Source organism: Porphyromonas sp. COT-052 OH4946 (assembly GCF_000765965.1).
In the GTDB taxonomy this organism is placed as follows: Bacteria; Bacteroidota; Bacteroidia; order Bacteroidales; family Porphyromonadaceae; genus Porphyromonas; species Porphyromonas gulae.
Genome location: NZ_JQZY01000015.1, coordinates 51,232 through 68,161, shown reverse-complemented (window position 1 = coordinate 68,161; position 16,930 = coordinate 51,232). Strand labels below are relative to the sequence as shown.

Below are 16,930 nucleotides of genomic sequence, written 5' to 3'. Positions count from 1 at the left end.
AGTAATGATGGAAGAAATCAAGCTGAATACTATTGAAGAAGCCCTGGAAGACTTCAAGGAAGGTAAGTTCCTGATCGTCGTGGATGATGAAGATCGCGAAAATGAAGGCGACTTTATCATCGCAGCAGAGAAGGTGACACCGGAGAAGATAAACTTCATGATGCACCATGGTCGCGGTGTCCTCTGCGCTCCCATATCCGAAGAGCGTGCTCGCGAACTGGAACTGGAGATGCAGGTGCCGGACAATACCTCGATACACGAGACTCCCTTTACCGTTACGGTAGACCGTCTCGGCAACGGCTGTACCACAGGTGTCTCCATGTACGACCGTGCACAGACGATTCTGGCACTGGCCGACCCCAACACACGTCCGTCGGATTTGGGACGTCCGGGTCATATCTGCCCGCTACGTGCGCGTAGCCGTGGCGTTCTGCGTCGAGCTGGGCATACAGAAGCAGCAGTGGATTTGGCACGTCTATGCGGCATGCAACCGGCTGCAGCCCTCATAGAGATTATCAATGAAGACGGTACCATGGCACGTTTGCCACAGCTATGGGAGGTCTCCAAGCGTTTTGGGCTGAAGATCATCGCCATCAAAGATCTGATAGCCTACCGTCTCAAACAAGAGTCCATCGTAGAAAAGGGTGTAGAAGTGGATATGCCTACCGAATACGGACACTTCCGTCTCATACCTTTCCGCCAAAAATCCAATGGGTTAGAGCACATAGCCCTCTTCAAGGGAACATGGGAGGAAAATGAACCGATACTCGTTCGTATGCACTCATCCTGTGCCACGGGCGACATATTCGGCTCTATGCGCTGTGACTGTGGCGGCCAATTGCTCCAAGCGATGGAGAAGATCGAAAAGGAAGGCAAGGGAGCCGTTATCTATCTAAATCAGGAAGGCCGTGGCATCGGTCTGATGGAAAAGATGAAGGCATACAAGCTGCAGGAACAGGGTATGGATACGATAGAGGCTAACCTCTGTCTCGGACACAAAGCCGACGAGCGAGACTACGGTGTAGGCGCTCAGATTCTCCGCCTCTTGGGTGTGAAGAAAATGCGTTTGATGACAAACAACCCGGTAAAACGTATCGGTCTGGAAGCTTTCGGCTTGGAGATCGTAGAAAATATCCCACTAGAAACTGCCCCCAATCGCTACAACGAGTTCTACCTGCGCACCAAGAAAGAACGGATGGGACACGAGTTGCGCAATATCAAATAAGAAGCTATTCCGCCTCTTAACAGGTTCTTAAAAAGGCCGTCGGACGTTTGTCATACGTTCCGACGGCCTTTTCCTTTGACCGGCAAAAGGCGATGTACATACGGTTTCCTCTGCTTTATCCGTTATATATCCAATGATGGAAAAATGTATCTTTGTTCACTATCCACATAACCTTGTGTTCATGATTCGCAAGCATTTCGGTATCATTTTGGGATTTCTCTCTCTTGTGTTTTCGGCAGGTGCCCAACAAGAGAAGCAGGTGTTTCATTTTCTGAACCTTCCGGCCACTGCACAGGCTTTGGCTGCAGGAGGAAAAGCCATCACCATCGTAGACGACAATCCCGGACTGGCTTTTGAGAATCCGGCTCTGCTCGGATATGAATCCGGGGGCCGAGCCTTTCTTTCCTATTTATATTATATGAGTGGTTCGCATATGGGCAATGCCTGTTATGCCTCGTCCGTCGGAGAGCGCGGCATGTGGGGTGTCGGCACACGTTTCCTGAACTACGGATCTATGCAAGGATACGACCCGAATGCGATTGCCACCGGCTCTTTTAGTGCCTCGGATATAGCTGTACAGGGGTTTTACAGTCATGAGCTAAGCAATCACTTCCGCGGCGGGGTCAGCCTGAAAGCACTGTATTCTTCTATCGAGACCTATAGTTCGTTGGGGCTCGGTGTAGATGTCGGTATCAGTTATTACGACGATGACAAAGGATATTCGGCTTCTGCTCTGTTCAAGAACGTAGGAGCACAACTGAAAGGCTATAACGACGAACGGGAACCGCTCGATTGGGATTTCCAGCTTGGCTTTTCCCGCAGCTTTATCAACGCTCCGTTTCGTTTGCATATCACGCTGTTCAACCTCAATCCGCATTACTTCAAACGCCTTGCTCCACGCGATTTGACCAAGATGCAAAAGTTCCTGCGGCACTTCTCGCTGGGAGCAGAATTCACTCCTTCGGAGAAGTTTTGGGTCGGACTGGGATATACGCCGCAGATCGCACAGGACTTCGAAGTGGAAGGCGGCAACAAATGGGGAGGCCTTTCGGCCGGCGTTGGTTTCACTTCAGGTTTAGTGCGTGTAGGCGTATCTGCTGCCACCTATCATCCTGCAGCTCTTTCGTTCATGTGTTCGGTAGGTATCCGTTTGGACGATAAGAGCATCTTCTAATACACCATCAACCATCAGCTTACTTTCTTATGACTAATCCGATCATTATTGCCATCGATGGGCATAGCTCATGTGGGAAAAGTACCATGGCCAAGGATTTGGCTCGTGCCATCGGTTATATATACGTGGATACCGGTGCCATGTACCGTGCCGTAACATTGTACTCTATCCGCAGGGGGCTGTGGAAAGACGGAGTTCTCGATGCAGAGACTCTGCGAAGCGAAATGTCCGATGTACGGATTACGTTCCGGTTAAATACGGAGACAGGATTGCCGGAGACTTATTTGAACGGAGAAAATGTAGAGCAGGATATTCGCAGCATGGAAGTCTCTGCCAAAGTCAGCCCGATCGCCACGCTTGATTTCGTACGCGAGGCAATGGTGCGTGAGCAGCAGGCAATGGGAAAGAGCAAAGGCATAGTGATGGATGGCCGTGACATAGGCACTACGGTCTTCCCCGAAGCGGAAATGAAGGTATTCGTGACGGCTTTGCCGCATGTGCGAGCACAACGCCGCTTGGACGAATTGCGTGCCAAGGGCGATGTTGCCATTACTTTCGATGACGTACTGGCCAACATAGAAGAGCGCGACAGGATCGACTCCACGCGTGCCGTTTCACCTTTGAGGCAGGCTGAGGATGCCTTAGTGCTGGACAATTCTCATATGACCATCCCACAGCAGAAGGCATGGTTGCTGGAGCGTTTTCAGGAAGTGACCGGTTCATGATTCCGATAGAAATAGACAGCGGATCGGGATTTTGCTTCGGTGTGGTCAATGCTATTCGTCATGCCGAGAATCAATTGGAGAAAAGCTCCGATAAGCTGTACTGCCTGGGCGACATCGTACACAATACGCTGGAAGTCGAACGGTTAGGGAAGAAAGGATTGGAGACGATCGATTACGATGCTTTTTCCCGGCTCCGTGGGGCAAAAGTGCTGTTGCGAGCCCACGGCGAACCGCCCAAAATCTATCGGATGGCAGGAGAAAATGGGGTAACGATTATAGATGCCACCTGTCCCGTGGTACTCCGCTTGCAAAACAAAATCAAATCACGATACGAAGCTACGCGCAGCCTCGGCGCACAAGTCGTCATCTACGGCAAAAGGGGGCATGCGGAAGTAAACGGTCTGGTCGGGCAGACCGAAGGAACGGCTATTGTCATCGAGAGCGAAGAGGAGCTGGACAAAATAGACTACACACGTCCCGTCATCCTCTTTTCACAAACGACCAAGAGTCTGGAGGGATTCGGACAGATCATTGACAGCATCAGCGCACGTATGCAGCCGGGTGTAACATTCGAGCATCACGATACCATCTGCCGTCAGGTGGCCAATCGGATCCCGCATATCGGAGCTTTCGCAGCTGCACACGAATTGGTGTTCTTCGTGGCCGGAGAGAAAAGCTCCAATGGAAAAGTACTCTTCGCACATTGTCTGGCAGCCAATCCCCGCAGTATATTTATTTCCTCTCCGGAGCTTATCGTGCCGGATATGCTCGTGCCACTGCCGACCAGCATAGGCATCTGCGGAGCCACCTCCACGCCCCGATGGCAGATGGAAGAGGTGGCATCGCGTATCAAGGCTCTGTTGTAAACTCGGCCATCACGGGCAAGTGGTCGCTATACCCTCCTTTATAATGCATCCCCTGATAAGTACGGTTGGGCGCGATACGCGCTACATTGTACGGAGCGGAGTGTACCAAATAAGGCAGGACTACGTTCTTGACCGATCCGGCTCGGTAGCTGATCCGTGAATCTGACTTCAGCAAATTACCGGACACGATGATGTGATCCAACTGTTCCCACTTACCTTTATACAGAGTCGTTCCGGGAGGAATTTGAGAGAGAGGACGCCCTGAGAGGTTGTACAACTCTCCGGCTCCTACTTTGTCGGCATCGGGTAGAACGGTATACGCTCGCAGGGTTTCAGTCAGAGGTGATTCGTTCGGATTGCTGTTGAGGTCTCCCATGATCAGGATAAAAGGATTGTCCCGACGGTTTACTATTTCATCACATTTTGCCCTTAGGAGCGTGGCGGCATCGTGCCGATAAGAATCCGTCTTACGCACACCTCCCCTACGGGAAGGGAAATGACAAACGAATACATCCAGCGTGTCTCCACCGGCCAACCGTCCCTGAGCATGTAGGATATTCCTCGTTCGTCTGTCCCTCTCGCCTCGAAAGCGTACTCTATACTCTTCTTTGTGATCCAGACTGAACAGCTCCGGCCGATAGAGCAGAGCTACGTCTATTCCGCGCTTGTCCGGGCTGTTAGTCATCACATAGCGGTAGCCCTGTTCTCCGAGAGGGGTACGGCTCAGCAGATTGTTCATGACCGTATCATTTTCCACCTCTACGAGAGCCACCAGTGCCGGCCAATCGGGACCACCCACAGCTTTGATCACCGAAGCCACCTGTTTGAGCTTGCGGTTGTAACGGTTCGGCGTCCACTTCAACTCTCCTTCTGGGAGAAATTCTCTGTCGTCCTTGCCAACATCGTCATAACAGTCGAAAAGGTTCTCGACATTATAGGTCATCACACGGAAGGAAACAGGCTTCGGATGAGGGGCAAGACCTCCTGAAACGACTGCTATTCCGATGGAAGGAATGATGGTCTTTATGATCTTTTTCATCGGCCCAAAGGTAGTCACTCCCATCCATTTATCCGGCAGGTTTGGCAATGTATTGGAGCGGCTCCTGAGAGCTAAGTGTTTGATAGATTGGCTAAAACGCTTATCTTTGTCGCCGTGGTTGCTTCTACAAGCCCTTAGCGAAGGGTGGGCTGCCACCTCGAAACCCTCCGAAACACGGGGGCTCAAGCCTGCCGGATCCGTCGATCTGACGGGCGGTTGCTTGGGGATGTCTAACTATAACGGAATAGTATGAAATTAAAGAGGATACTTTCCGGCTCATTGGTCGCGGCAGCCTTGCTTTTGTCAGGCAGCTCGGCCTCCTCTCCGTCCGAAGCCATAGATGGCTTGGCAGTAGGGGCAGTGGTGCCGGAGGTAAAGTCTTTGGTCGTACAGTCGGATGGCGGCACAGAGGCTGCTTCGTACACGCTAGTCCACTTCTGGGCGGCATACGACGGAGAGAGCAGAGCCGGTAATGTCCGATGGTCTCGTTATTTTGCCAAAAGGCCCGATAGTCGGGTACGGTATGTAGGTGTTTCGATGGATAAGAACCTATCGGTATTCACGAACACCTTGGCTTTCGACCAAATAGACTTGTCTGCCCAGCGACTGGTGGAAAATAGTAAACGCGATCAAATGCTCAACGTATATGGCTTGAAGATCCGTTTCCACAGCTATCTGGTAGACGCACAAGGGATTATACGGGCAGTAGATCCGAATCCCGAACAACTGGAAACAATACTCTAAGCCGGATGAGTCCGGCCTGTGCGAACGAGGGTGCACCCGCAAGGGAGCACCCTCGTTCCATTTCCAGACGAATATATCAGAATCTCCTGCCCTGCTTACCACTGTTGCCACCTTCTCCGGAGGCATCCACAGCGAAGCCATCGGCCATCTCTCCTCGAAAAACATCTTGAAAACACTTTCGGGAATTCAAAGAGAGCACAAAAGGATAACCCCAAAAACAATAAACCGCTCAAAAATCATGCGCCAAAAAAGTTTTCAACAACGAAGACGAGTTTGGAATGATTCCAAATAAGCATCTCCGGAGACAATAAAACCGAGGCAAAAGCAGCGAGGAGATGAACTTTCACAGACTGAAAAACGAATTAAAACAAGTCGGACAACGATCTGTATATAAAACATTTTTGATTTATATATAAATCGTTTTCGTTTTGTATATAAATCGTTTTCAATAAATATATAAATCGTAAATGATTTATATATAAATCGCAGGATCAAAAAAGCCTTTTCAGCAGCTGATATAAAAGAAGCACCCGTCGAGTTCTCCGTAGAACTCCGACGGGTGCAGCCCGGATATGTATGTGGTGGGGCCTATGCCAAGATGCTATCCTTCTACATGTGATCTGAAGTGGATGTACGAATTTCCTCTGTGCAATCTCGGATCGGATCGTGGTTTGTTGCTGAGGCGAAATGCCCGAACAGGAGCTTATTCGGGCTTGATGTCAGGTGATGGGGCGTAGCTGGTATTCACAGATGTGTGGCATTTTCTTCTATAAATATTCTCTTTTTCAATTTATTGCTCGTTTCCAATACACGGGGAATCCACAGTTCGGAGCAATGCTTTTCGGCAAGACAAAATTAGCCAAATCTTTTTTTCCCACCAACGGCTATTGCCCTTCAGGGTATAATCTGCATGACACAATTTTTGAGGAAAATATTTGCACAATTTAATTTCATTTTATACATTGTAGCCGAAAATCAACTGTAGAGACACTTACTTATGAAAAACGACGATAATCCACCAAGCACAGTGGCGGCAGACTTGTAAATACTAAAGTCATGCCACACCCTCCGTGAGAAATAATCAATCAAATTCATTTGAAGACAATACGAAAATGAGAAAAACAATAATTTTCTGCTTGCTGCTCGCCCTGTTTAGCTTTTCTTGGGCACAAGAAAGAGTCGATGAAAAAGTATTCTCCGCAGGAACAAGTATTTTTAGGGGCATCCTTGAAAAGGTGAAAGCACCGCTTATGTATGGAGATCGTGAGGTATGGGGTATGGCTCGTGCGAGCGAGGATTTCTTTTTTATACTTCCCGTTACGGATGACCTCACTCCCGTGCTTTTCTATAACCGTCTTACAAACGAACCCTGCTTTGTGTCAAACCAAGGAATAACTGAGTTTTTCAAATTCGCTCAAGAAGGTGATTACATTGAAGTAGAAGGAAGCTCTGTATTCATGGGGAATCTTTTGTACTATCGTTTTTTCCCGACAAGAATTACCTCCTATAATGCTTCCATTGAAGGCGTTGTGAGCATGACGGGGAATCCTGCTTTTACAATTCCGATACTCCCCGGGGCTTCTGATTGCATAGAAATCTCAAACAACCGCAAAGTCTTTCTGACAAATCAATTAGGGGTTGTAAACATCACTGACGGGATGGAACCTCCGATTATTGCCGGAGTCTCTGCTTCCTTTGGGTCTTCTGTTCGGGTGTATGGTCATGTCTCACAGCGGTGGGACATCATAGGCCGCTGCTATTTGGATATTTATCCGACCAATTGCTACCCGCTCAGCATGAAACCCGTTGCAGGAGACGATGAGGTTTTTGTCAAACAACAAGGCAGGCAAATAGAGATCGATAGCAACAGCCCCATAGTCCAAGTGGTCGTATACGATCTTGAGGGGAAAAGTGTTTTTCGCAAAAGAATGACCGAAAACGCTTATACCCTATCCTTCAGGGCACCTATGCTCGGCTTTATGACTATCATGATCGAAACACAAAATTCGATTATCAATAAAAAACTTAATGTTACTCAGCTATGAGGCGAATAATTTTATTATTCAGTGCTCTCTGCTTCTTCGTGTCACCTTATGTACAAGCGCAGAATGAAGGTTCAGATACTTATTATCGACAAATGTTTGAGCTAATCCGCTCCGACTTCGAACGGGATATGCTCTTACCTCAAGTGACCTCCGTAATGCTTCCTTCCGTACCACTCGCTGTGGTCAAAAATTTTTATACAATTCCGGCTCTTAACTAAAAGTTTATGATTAAAAAAGCATTTGTTTTCGTACTACTGGTTTGCCTATTCTCCTCGTTCAGCAGTTTTGCCCAAACAGCTACGAACGGCAGCCGGAGTTATTTTACAGGACGAATCGAGAAGGTGAGTTTGAACTTAGGGGTCCCACCCGTAAGCACGGAGATTTGGGGAATAACCCATGATGCGAATGGTCTCCCTTTCGAAATACCTATCTCTTTCAGTCGTTTCAACAGCCTGGGAGATATAGCTACCACCTATTACATAGCGAATAGCGAGGCAACTTTGAATGAATGGTGCGACTATGCACACCCGGGCGACATCGTGACGATAGAAGGTCGTTTTATGAAAATGACTTACAACATACCAACCTACAATGCTGTCTGCACTCGGATCACATTTGAGAATTAAGAAATAGAAGGAGCGATCGTCTTGATACCCAAACCCAAAGTCTCGCTGCCTCATGTATCGGAATCGGTACCCTGTATCCGAACCGAAACAGGGAGGAAATTTATCCACGCAAAAAAATCAGGAATTTGTATCTTTCAGATAATCAATAAAATATGAATTGGATATATGGTAATTGTTATAAAAAGATGTTCCTCTTCTTTTTATTGTGTACTGTGCAGGTTTGCTACGGGCAAGGTTTTTCAATCAAAGGAACTCTTAAGGATGCCTCTACTCTTAAGCCTGTAGAAGCAGCACAAGTGGTATTATTGGCAGACAGCACTGCAATGACCAAGTATCATACATTAAGCAACCTTGACGGGAAGTTCTCCCTCAATAATATTCCCGCTTCATCATATCGCATGCAGATTTCTTGCATGGGCTATAAACAGACACACATATCTATTATAGAGCTGACAAAAAATATTGATTTAGGTGAAGTGTTTTTAGAAGAAAAGTCCATAGAACTCAGTGAGGTTACTATTTCTGCAACTGTACAATCCAAAGCAGACCGTTGGATATATTATCCTTCAGATGTTATCAAAAAACAGAGTGTCGATGCTTACGATATTCTCCAACGCATGAATTTACCCGATCTCCGATTTGATTTGATTAATCACTCCTTCTCTTCATTAAAGCAAGGCACATTACAAATCCGTATCAATGGCGTACTCTCTCAGCAATCCGATTTGATTGCCTTACAACCTCAAGATATAACCAAGATAGAGTATGTGGATAATCCCGGAATTGCTTATGGTGAAGGAGTAAGTGCCGTGATTTTAATTAAAACGAAACAACAGTACGAGGGGATTCAGGGTGGAACCAGGCTATTAAGTGCAGTTACAACGAATATGGGTAGTGCCTATGCTTACTTTAAATGGATACGGAAATCCGATTTTTTGAGCGTTAAAATTAATGGACAATATCAAAATGTCGGAGGTATTTATGCCAATAGCATTCAAAAATTCAATTATCCAACATCTGTCATGACGCTCAACTCCGTTGGAGAAGAAGGACGAAGCAAGCGTTGGAATGGAGACATACAGATGGACTACAACCGTCTTATTGACAGCCGTAATTCCTTTTTCAATACAACCGCAAAGTATAGCGGATTATGGCAACCAAAGAATAGCTCTGTTAGCAATGTTTTGAAAAATGACATCCCGACTTTCACAGAGATATTGAGTAGAAAGAATAAGACCCACAACATAATGCTTGAATTCTATATTGATAAATCGTTCTCAAATAGATCTAATCTGTTGGCAAGTTTGACAGGAACTCATATTACCAGCGATTATAACAGATGGTACAATAAAGAATATACCAATAATTCTTCGGCGAAATATGAGAGTGCATACGATGTGAACGGAAAGCACCGTTCGATTATTGGAGAAGTCATTTACAAGTATCCTTTGACAGAACGTCATTGGCTAACCGTTGGCACTTATGAGCGTTATTCTCACACAGACAATATCTATACGATGACAGAAGGTGTAAATCCAATTTCTCTCCAAAATTTCAATAGTTACAATTATTTGGAGTTCAGCGGTGCATTTGGAAAATTCTCTTACTCTTTGGGGGGAGGTTATTCTTTCTATCGAATTAAGAACGATGGTGTTCTTTTGCAATACCATTTTTTTCGCCCTTCTCTGTCTTTGTCTGTTCCTTTGGCAAAAAAAATTCGCTTGCAATACCATTTGAACATCAATCCCCAAGAGCCAACATTGGCTATGCGTTCGGATTTCAGTCAAACCATCTCAGAATATGAAATAAGTAAGGGAAACCCTCATCTCAAACCCTATCAATCATACAGCAATCAGGTGTCTCTGAGTTTTCGCAAGGCAGACTCCTTCCTGAGTTTAACGGCTTATTTACAGTACAACAAGCATCCTTTCACGAATGATCCGCCATATTACGATCCAGAGACAGATAAATTTGTATACACAATATCAAACCAAAATAGTTTTACACATGCTCAGATTCGCATGTATGCAAGTCAAAAGTTGTTCTCACAGGCATTCAACCTATCGGGCTATCTTACGCTTAATCGTTATATCAATGACGGATTGAAGTTTTCAACCTCATATACAGGTTTATTGGGAGGATTAACTATCAGCTATGATCAACCCAAATGGGGTATCCAAGCCAATTACAGAACAGCCATCAGTTACATGTTCAATGAAACCAAAACCTGCATGGCTCCAAATCTTCAATTGAGTGCTTACTATAATATTCGCAGAATACGTTGCGCTATAAGCATCAACAATCCTTTTATGAATGCTGTTAACACCACAGAAATCAACAGCAAAGCTATACAAGGACAAACATATAAATACCAAAAATACAATAACAACTTGGTAACGATTGCATTCAGCTACAATTTCAGAATTGGAAAAACTCGTAATCTGCAAAAACAAATAAACAATACAGATACTGATGCGGGGGTTATTAGGTGAGTATGAACAAAAATGCCATAAGAGAGACTTGTCATCTCAGATTACAAAGCCCAATATCTCCGAAATATTCATTATATACAAAGCCGACACGCACTAAATGGCATAAGTACTAACTAATAAATAAAGAAGGAAATGAAAAATGACAATCTAAAACTTTCACTTCTTAGTGAAATTTCTTTAACTGATGACGAATTATTGGTCGTACAAGGTGGTGACCAACAGTTGGAACCTATTAATTGTGGAGAAGGTTGCGGATTGGGTTGTGGTCGTGGATGTGGAGCAGGATGCTCCAGTTGTTCAGAGCCAATAGAAGAGCCAGACCCTTATATTCCAACATTGGAAATCTGATCCAAGACTAGTGTGATTAAAACTTCTGCATTAGCAAAAGTTTAAAAAGTAAATCAAGGTGAGGGCTTAGAAGTAGAGTACACCTAAGTCCTCACTCTTTATAAGGAATCATTAAAATCGTTCGATATGAAAGAAAGTAATTATAATATCTTCATAAAAGATTCGGGAAAAGTTCTTTGCTATAATAGTTATTCTGATAGCTATATGATAATTTCGAATAATAGTTATGCGGCTATGAAAGATTACGGTCTCTCAAAAATGAGTGAACTTTATCCTAATACATATAAGAAGATGGTTTCAAATGGATTTTTGATAGAAGATTCCACTGACGAATTAGCAATAATACGTACACAAAATAAGCGAGAAGCTTTTGCTCCAGAAATCTATTACTTAATGATATATCCGACACAAGATTGTAATCTAAAATGTTGGTACTGTTATGAAAGCCATGTTCCTCACAGTAAAATGTCAGAAAAAACATTGGCTTCTGTCAAATTGCATATTACAAACATCTGTCAATCAGGGAAATTCAAAAGGCTTCGCATTACCTTTTTTGGAGGAGAACCTTTATTATATTTCCATTCTATAGTACTCCCTCTGCTAGCACATGGGTTAAACGAGACACGATGCAAAGAAATGGAATTTACTCCTTTTTTTGTGACAAATGCAAGTCTTTTAAAAGATTCTGTTATAGATGCCATGAGGATCTATAAGCCGTTATTTCAAATTACATTAGATGGTGCTCGAGAAAAACATGATAAAGTGCGAATATGGAAGAATAAAAAAAAGAAAGGCACTTATCAACAAATCATTAATGCATTGCATTCTATATCTACCAAATGCAATTACAAACATGCCAATGTATTAAATGTTGCAACAATCCGAATAAATTATGACAACTATACATTAGATGATATAGTAGAAATCTTGAATGATTTGCAAGATTTAGATAAACCTAAATTTTTCATCCATTTGGAAAGAGTATGGCAGACGTCGGGATTAAGCTCTTCAAATGATCAATTTATGAAATTAAAGAAAGCTTTGATGTTAATTAATCAGGCGGGATTTAATGTCGGTTTTGGTATTTTTGGGAATAAGCGTGTTTCTTGTCCTGCCGAAATAGAACATTATGCTATTATAAATTGGGATGGCAATGTATATAAATGCAATGGTAGGACATTAATACCAAAAGATAGTGTTGGAATTTTGTCTGATACGGGGGAAATTATTTGGGATGAAAATAAACAAGCTCAAAGAATCGCTTCCGCAACTTTCGAAAATGCAATGTGTATTAATTGCAAGATGTTACCTAAATGTATGGGACCTTGCAGCCAAAAGCAAATTGAATTATCACAAGAAAATCTAAAAAAAGGATGTTCCCTTTCATCTATTGATATGAATTTAGATGATTATCTAAAAATCAACTTTGAGCTCCTATTATCTAATAATCAGTAATGAATATACTTATCAAACAACAAGATGCCATGGATTGCGGTCCTTCCTGTCTAGCAATGATAGCTAAACAAGAAGGACGGCAAGTTGATCGAGATCGATTACGGAAAATCTGCTCCTTAGGCAAAGATGGAGTGTCTCTTCTTGGTATCAGCAAAGCAGCAGAAACCATCGGTTTCAAGACGATTGGAGGACGTTTGAGTTTTGAAATGCTATCCCAAGAGGCTCCGATGCCTTGTATTGTCCATTGGAATCAGAACCATTTTGTTGTTGTATATAAGATAAAAAAGCACAATAAAGGAAAATATACCGTATATGTGGCAGATCCGGGCAAAGGACTTGTCTCCTATACCAAAGAGGAGTTCTGCGAACATTGGATAAGCACTAAAATCAACGGCGAGGAGAAAGGTATAGCCCTGCTCCTTGAGCCTACGGAACAGTTTTATACACAAAAGGATGCGAAAATCGTTCCCTCTCAAAACCGAGTGAAATTCCTCTGGAGCTATCTCAAGAAATACAAGCGTTTCTTTACGCAGTTGATACTCGGCTTGTTGCTCGGCTCGCTCCTGCAACTCGTCTTCCCTTTCCTCACCCAAGCCATTGTAGATACGGGTATCGGTGGAAAGGATATCGGTTTCGTATGGCTGGTTTTGTTAGCTCAGATGATGCTCCTTTTCAGCCGTACCGCCATCGACTTCATCCGGTCAAAAATACTCCTGCACATTTCCACCCGTATCAACATCTCGCTCATCTCGGACTTTTTCATCAAGCTGATGAAACTGCCGATGAAGTTCTTCGACACCAAACTGATGGGTGACCTCTTGCAGCGTATTGAAGACCACAGACGTGTGGAGCAGTTCCTCACATCGAGCAGTCTGAGCCTGCTGTTCTCGTTCTTTACTTTCCTTGTCTTTGGTGCCGTCCTTGCAGTCTATAATCTCGGCATCTTCCTTGTCTTCCTCTTGGGAACATCGCTTTATGCAGGCTGGATAATCCTCTTCCTCAAAAAGCGCAGGCAGCTTGACTATAAATACTTTGAGCAGGCAGGACGCAACCGCAACGTCACATACCAACTCATTGGCGGTATGCAAGAAATCAAGTTGCAGGGATGCGAGCAGCGCAAACGCTGGGAATGGGAGGACGTGCAAGCCGACCTCTTCAAGGTCAATCTGCAATCACTTAACCTCCAACAGGTACAGCAGGCAGGAAGCATCACCATCAACGAGGTAAAGAACATCCTGATTACCGTACTTGCAGCCACAGCCGTAATACACGGGAACATGACTCTCGGTATGATGCTGGCGGTGCAGTACATCATCGGACAGCTCAACAGCCCTGTGGAGCAGCTTATACGATTCATTTACTCTTGGCAGGACGTGAGCATCAGCCTTGACCGCATGAACGAAATCCACACCGAGACCAACGAAGAGAATGTCGAACGGACAAGTACCGCCTATACGGACGAGACCGCCGAAGGACATTCCCTCATGATAAAAGACTTATCCTTCAAATACGACATCTACAGTCCGAAAGATATTCTCTCTAACATCAACCTTTCCATTCCCAACGGCAAGGTAACGGCAATCGTGGGGGCAAGCGGAAGCGGAAAGACAACGCTCGTAAAACTCCTGTTGGGATTCTACGAGCCATTGAATGGAAGCATAGAAATAGGCAATACCAACCTGAATGAATATAACCTCGGTTGGTGGCGAAGCCAATGCGGTGCGGTGATGCAGGAGGGGTATCTGTTCTCCGATACCATTGCAAGAAATATCGCCATTTCGGACGACGAACCCGACATCGAACGTATCCGCCATGCTGCCCGTGTGGCAAACATCGCCGACTACATCGAAGCCCTGCCTTTGGCTTACAACACGATGATAGGACAGGACGGACAGGGCATCAGTCAGGGACAACGGCAACGCATTTTGATTGCAAGGGTAGTCTATAAGAATCCGATGTTCGTCTTCTTGGACGAAGCCACCAACGCCCTTGACGCCAACAACGAGCGAGCCATCACCGAAAACCTTTCGGATTTCTACAAGGGGAAAACGGTTGTCGTGGTGGCGCACCGCCTTTCCACTGTTCGCGATGCCGATCAAATCGTTGTCTTGGATGAGGGTAAAATCGCAGAGGTTGGCACACACGAGGAACTGACCGCCAAACGTGGCAAATACTTCGCCTTAGTAAAGAACCAATTAGAACTCGGCAACTGATATGGACAAACAGGAAAATAAACAGGAACGGAGTTTTGAGCTTCGCAGCGAAAAAGTACGCAGCATCGTGGGACAGATACCCTCCGTACTTATCCGCTATGGTATCACTGCCATAGGAGCGGTATTGCTTTGCCTTTTGGCTGTAGCCTATTTCCTGCCCTATAAGCAGGTGTATTCGGGAACGGCTACCATACACAAAACGGCAACCACACCAGTCACACCAGCGGACAGCACGAATATAACCATCTTGCTTAAGTTTGAGAACAAACGTCCTGACAAGACGAAGGGACAAATGATTTATCTGCAATCTCCCTATGGAACGTTTGCAGGACAGATACGAGACCTGTCTCCCGTCCGTGACACTTTGGAGCGTCAGAAAGCCATTTGCCGTTTCAAGGCAACAGAGATAAAATCTGTAGAAAACCAAACGGTGGATTTCCAAATAACACGAACATCGGGCAATCTGCTGCAAAAAATGCTTGGGGGAATCTAATTCCATCGCACATTCCTTATCTCTCCCGATAGTCAATGGTTAAACTCACCGTCTTCTCTTGCAAGGCGGTGAGTTCTTTTGTCTGCCGGATAAGTTCCTGTAACAATGCTTTTACACTTTTCTCAGCCGTATAAAGGTGCATCAGCCGTACTACTTGAGACCTTTGAAAAATGAGGTAGTTATTAATTCATCCCTATTCAGAGTCATTTTCTCATGGGTAGGAGAGTAACAGTCGAGAATGATAAAGCCCCCCTTACCCCCGGTTGGGCCTCAAATCCGAGCCCGACCGGGGAAAACTTTGCTTATTTGACACATTTGGATATAATGAGCCCCGGTGTTCGATATAGGTTAAAGGCTATGCTTTCGAGTATGTTCTGCGTATGCGTTTTGGCAAGTCCTCGATATCGGCAACGTCCGCCATTGAACCACCGGCGGATGCTGCCAAAGGTACGTTCTATGACACTGCGAACAGGACTTATGGTGCGGTTAAAGAGGTGTTGTGATGGGCTCAACGGACGGTTACGATACGCCTTGTGCATAATGCAATCCCGTAAATGATGCTTGGATAAAAAAGCACGGTTCTCTTCCGTAGAATAGCCTTTATCGGCATAGACAGCTGTGCCGGCTGGGAGTTCCTCTTGGCTCAACAGGGGGATCAATTCCTTGAGATCATTTTGATTGGCCGGGGTGGTGATGACTTTCCGGATGATCCCCTCTGTATTTGTCTTCACATGTTTCTTATAACCATATCGATAGGTCTTCTTCTTTACCTGGCGGGCTTCGCTGTCTGTCCCCTTGCGTTCCTGTAAAAGGAACTTATGGTAGGCCTCCTCTTCATTCTTTTCCTCGTCACTGCGTGTGTCCTGGCGATCATCTGCCACTGTGATGCGCAACGTCCCATCAGGGCTGTGCGGGCTATCGACAATGCTTGCATCGATCAGAACGTAGTAGCTCAATAGTAGTCTTATCAGCCATCTCTAGCTATCGACAATGCTTGCATCTATCAGAACGCCTTGCTTGATTGAAATATGATGGGCACTCAATTGCTTGTTGAATGCTTTCAGCAACTTATCCATGAGCCCCGACTCCGTCAGGGCTGTGCGAAAACGGCTGATCGTGCTGTGATCCGGAGAGACGGACTCCATACCGAGACCTAAAAATCGGGAAAAGGTCACTCTGAGTCGTTGACACGCTCTTCCAAGGCACAGTCACTCAACCCATACCATGTCTGCAAGAGAAGCATCTTGAAGAGCAGGATCACATCATAGGCCGGAGCACCTGCCGCATTTTGCCGCTTGGTGTACTTCTTATTGATCAGTGTCCGAATCGGGTGCCAATCGATAAGCCTATCGACTTGATTCAAAAATACATTCTGTGTCCTCCTGTATCTCTTCTCTAACATGACGTCTGCAAATGAGACCTCTTCGTTGGATGATTTCCCTTGTCTTGCCATGGTTTTGTGTTATTTTACACTACTAATATACG

General features: G+C 45.2%; 14 protein-coding genes and 1 pseudogene. 13 read left to right on the top strand and 2 right to left on the bottom strand.

Translation table 11 applies throughout. The features are described 5' to 3' along the window. The first annotated feature begins 7 nt into the window (after positions 1-7). The 4 genes from HQ50_RS06830 to HQ50_RS06815 all read left to right on the top strand — a co-directional run bounded on the left by HQ50_RS06830 (position 8) and on the right by HQ50_RS06815 (position 3,990). Positions 8-1,225 (top strand): bifunctional 3,4-dihydroxy-2-butanone-4-phosphate synthase/GTP cyclohydrolase II, encoded by a 1,218-nt coding sequence (locus tag HQ50_RS06830; RefSeq protein WP_039429333.1) that lies wholly within the window; start codon positions 8-10, stop codon positions 1,223-1,225. Between the two features lie 181 nt (positions 1,226-1,406). Beyond that, a complete protein-coding gene (porQ, locus tag HQ50_RS06825) occupies positions 1,407-2,399 on the top strand; it encodes a type IX secretion system protein PorQ (protein WP_039429266.1) in 993 nt (330 codons plus the stop codon). Between the two features lie 29 nt (positions 2,400-2,428). Next, positions 2,429-3,124, top strand: coding sequence for a (d)CMP kinase (gene cmk, locus HQ50_RS06820; protein ID WP_039418259.1), 696 nt, complete (start codon positions 2,429-2,431; stop codon positions 3,122-3,124). Then, positions 3,121-3,990 (top strand): 4-hydroxy-3-methylbut-2-enyl diphosphate reductase, encoded by an 870-nt coding sequence (locus HQ50_RS06815; protein WP_018965173.1) that lies wholly within the window; start codon positions 3,121-3,123, stop codon positions 3,988-3,990. Before cmk ends, HQ50_RS06815 begins: the two co-directional genes overlap by 4 nt. Here the strand turns inward: HQ50_RS06815 and HQ50_RS06810 are convergent. Continuing rightward, complete coding sequence (locus HQ50_RS06810) at positions 3,974-5,029, bottom strand: endonuclease/exonuclease/phosphatase family protein (protein WP_018965174.1); 1,056 nt, start codon at positions 5,027-5,029, stop codon at positions 3,974-3,976. The two genes, HQ50_RS06815 and HQ50_RS06810, sit on opposite strands and share 17 nt — an antisense overlap. On the opposite strand from HQ50_RS06810, the gene HQ50_RS11375 reads away from it, so the two are divergent. The 9 genes from HQ50_RS11375 to HQ50_RS06775 all read left to right on the top strand — a co-directional run bounded on the left by HQ50_RS11375 (position 5,016) and on the right by HQ50_RS06775 (position 15,445). Next, positions 5,016-5,282, top strand: a complete 267-nt coding sequence (locus HQ50_RS11375) for a hypothetical protein (RefSeq protein WP_039431572.1) — start codon at positions 5,016-5,018, stop codon at positions 5,280-5,282. The two genes, HQ50_RS06810 and HQ50_RS11375, sit on opposite strands and share 14 nt — an antisense overlap. Beyond that, complete coding sequence (locus HQ50_RS06805; RefSeq protein WP_039418262.1) at positions 5,279-5,773, top strand: hypothetical protein; 495 nt, start codon at positions 5,279-5,281, stop codon at positions 5,771-5,773. Before HQ50_RS11375 ends, HQ50_RS06805 begins: the two co-directional genes overlap by 4 nt. Before the next feature lie 1,112 nt (positions 5,774-6,885). Next, positions 6,886-7,818 carry a hypothetical protein gene (locus tag HQ50_RS06800; RefSeq protein WP_018965178.1) on the top strand — a complete coding sequence of 311 codons (933 nt, stop codon included), beginning with the start codon at positions 6,886-6,888 and terminating at the stop codon, positions 7,816-7,818. A gap of 224 nt (positions 7,819-8,042) precedes the next feature. Continuing rightward, complete coding sequence (locus HQ50_RS06795) at positions 8,043-8,444, top strand: hypothetical protein (protein ID WP_235317951.1); 402 nt, start codon at positions 8,043-8,045, stop codon at positions 8,442-8,444. 152 nt (positions 8,445-8,596) lie between these two features. Then, positions 8,597-10,936 carry a TonB-dependent receptor gene (locus HQ50_RS06790; RefSeq protein WP_052074908.1) on the top strand — a complete coding sequence of 780 codons (2,340 nt, stop codon included), beginning with the start codon at positions 8,597-8,599 and terminating at the stop codon, positions 10,934-10,936. 132 nt (positions 10,937-11,068) lie between these two features. Beyond that, the gene (locus tag HQ50_RS11370) at positions 11,069-11,284 is read left to right on the top strand and encodes a hypothetical protein (protein ID WP_152566900.1); all 216 of its coding nucleotides are present in this window, start codon (positions 11,069-11,071) and stop codon (positions 11,282-11,284) included. Between the two features lie 126 nt (positions 11,285-11,410). Next, positions 11,411-12,739, top strand: a complete 1,329-nt coding sequence (locus HQ50_RS06785) for a radical SAM protein (RefSeq protein ID WP_081960060.1) — start codon at positions 11,411-11,413, stop codon at positions 12,737-12,739. Next, a complete protein-coding gene (locus tag HQ50_RS06780) occupies positions 12,739-14,952 on the top strand; it encodes a peptidase domain-containing ABC transporter (RefSeq protein WP_039429264.1) in 2,214 nt (737 codons plus the stop codon). Before HQ50_RS06785 ends, HQ50_RS06780 begins: the two co-directional genes overlap by 1 nt. 1 nt (position 14,953) lies before the next feature. Further along, positions 14,954-15,445, top strand: a complete 492-nt coding sequence (locus tag HQ50_RS06775; RefSeq protein ID WP_039429263.1) for a hypothetical protein — start codon at positions 14,954-14,956, stop codon at positions 15,443-15,445. 302 nt (positions 15,446-15,747) lie between these two features. Here the strand turns inward: HQ50_RS06775 and HQ50_RS06770 are convergent. Next, positions 15,748-16,898 (bottom strand): annotated as a pseudogene (locus tag HQ50_RS06770) (transposase). Positions 16,899-16,930 lie beyond the last annotated feature (32 nt).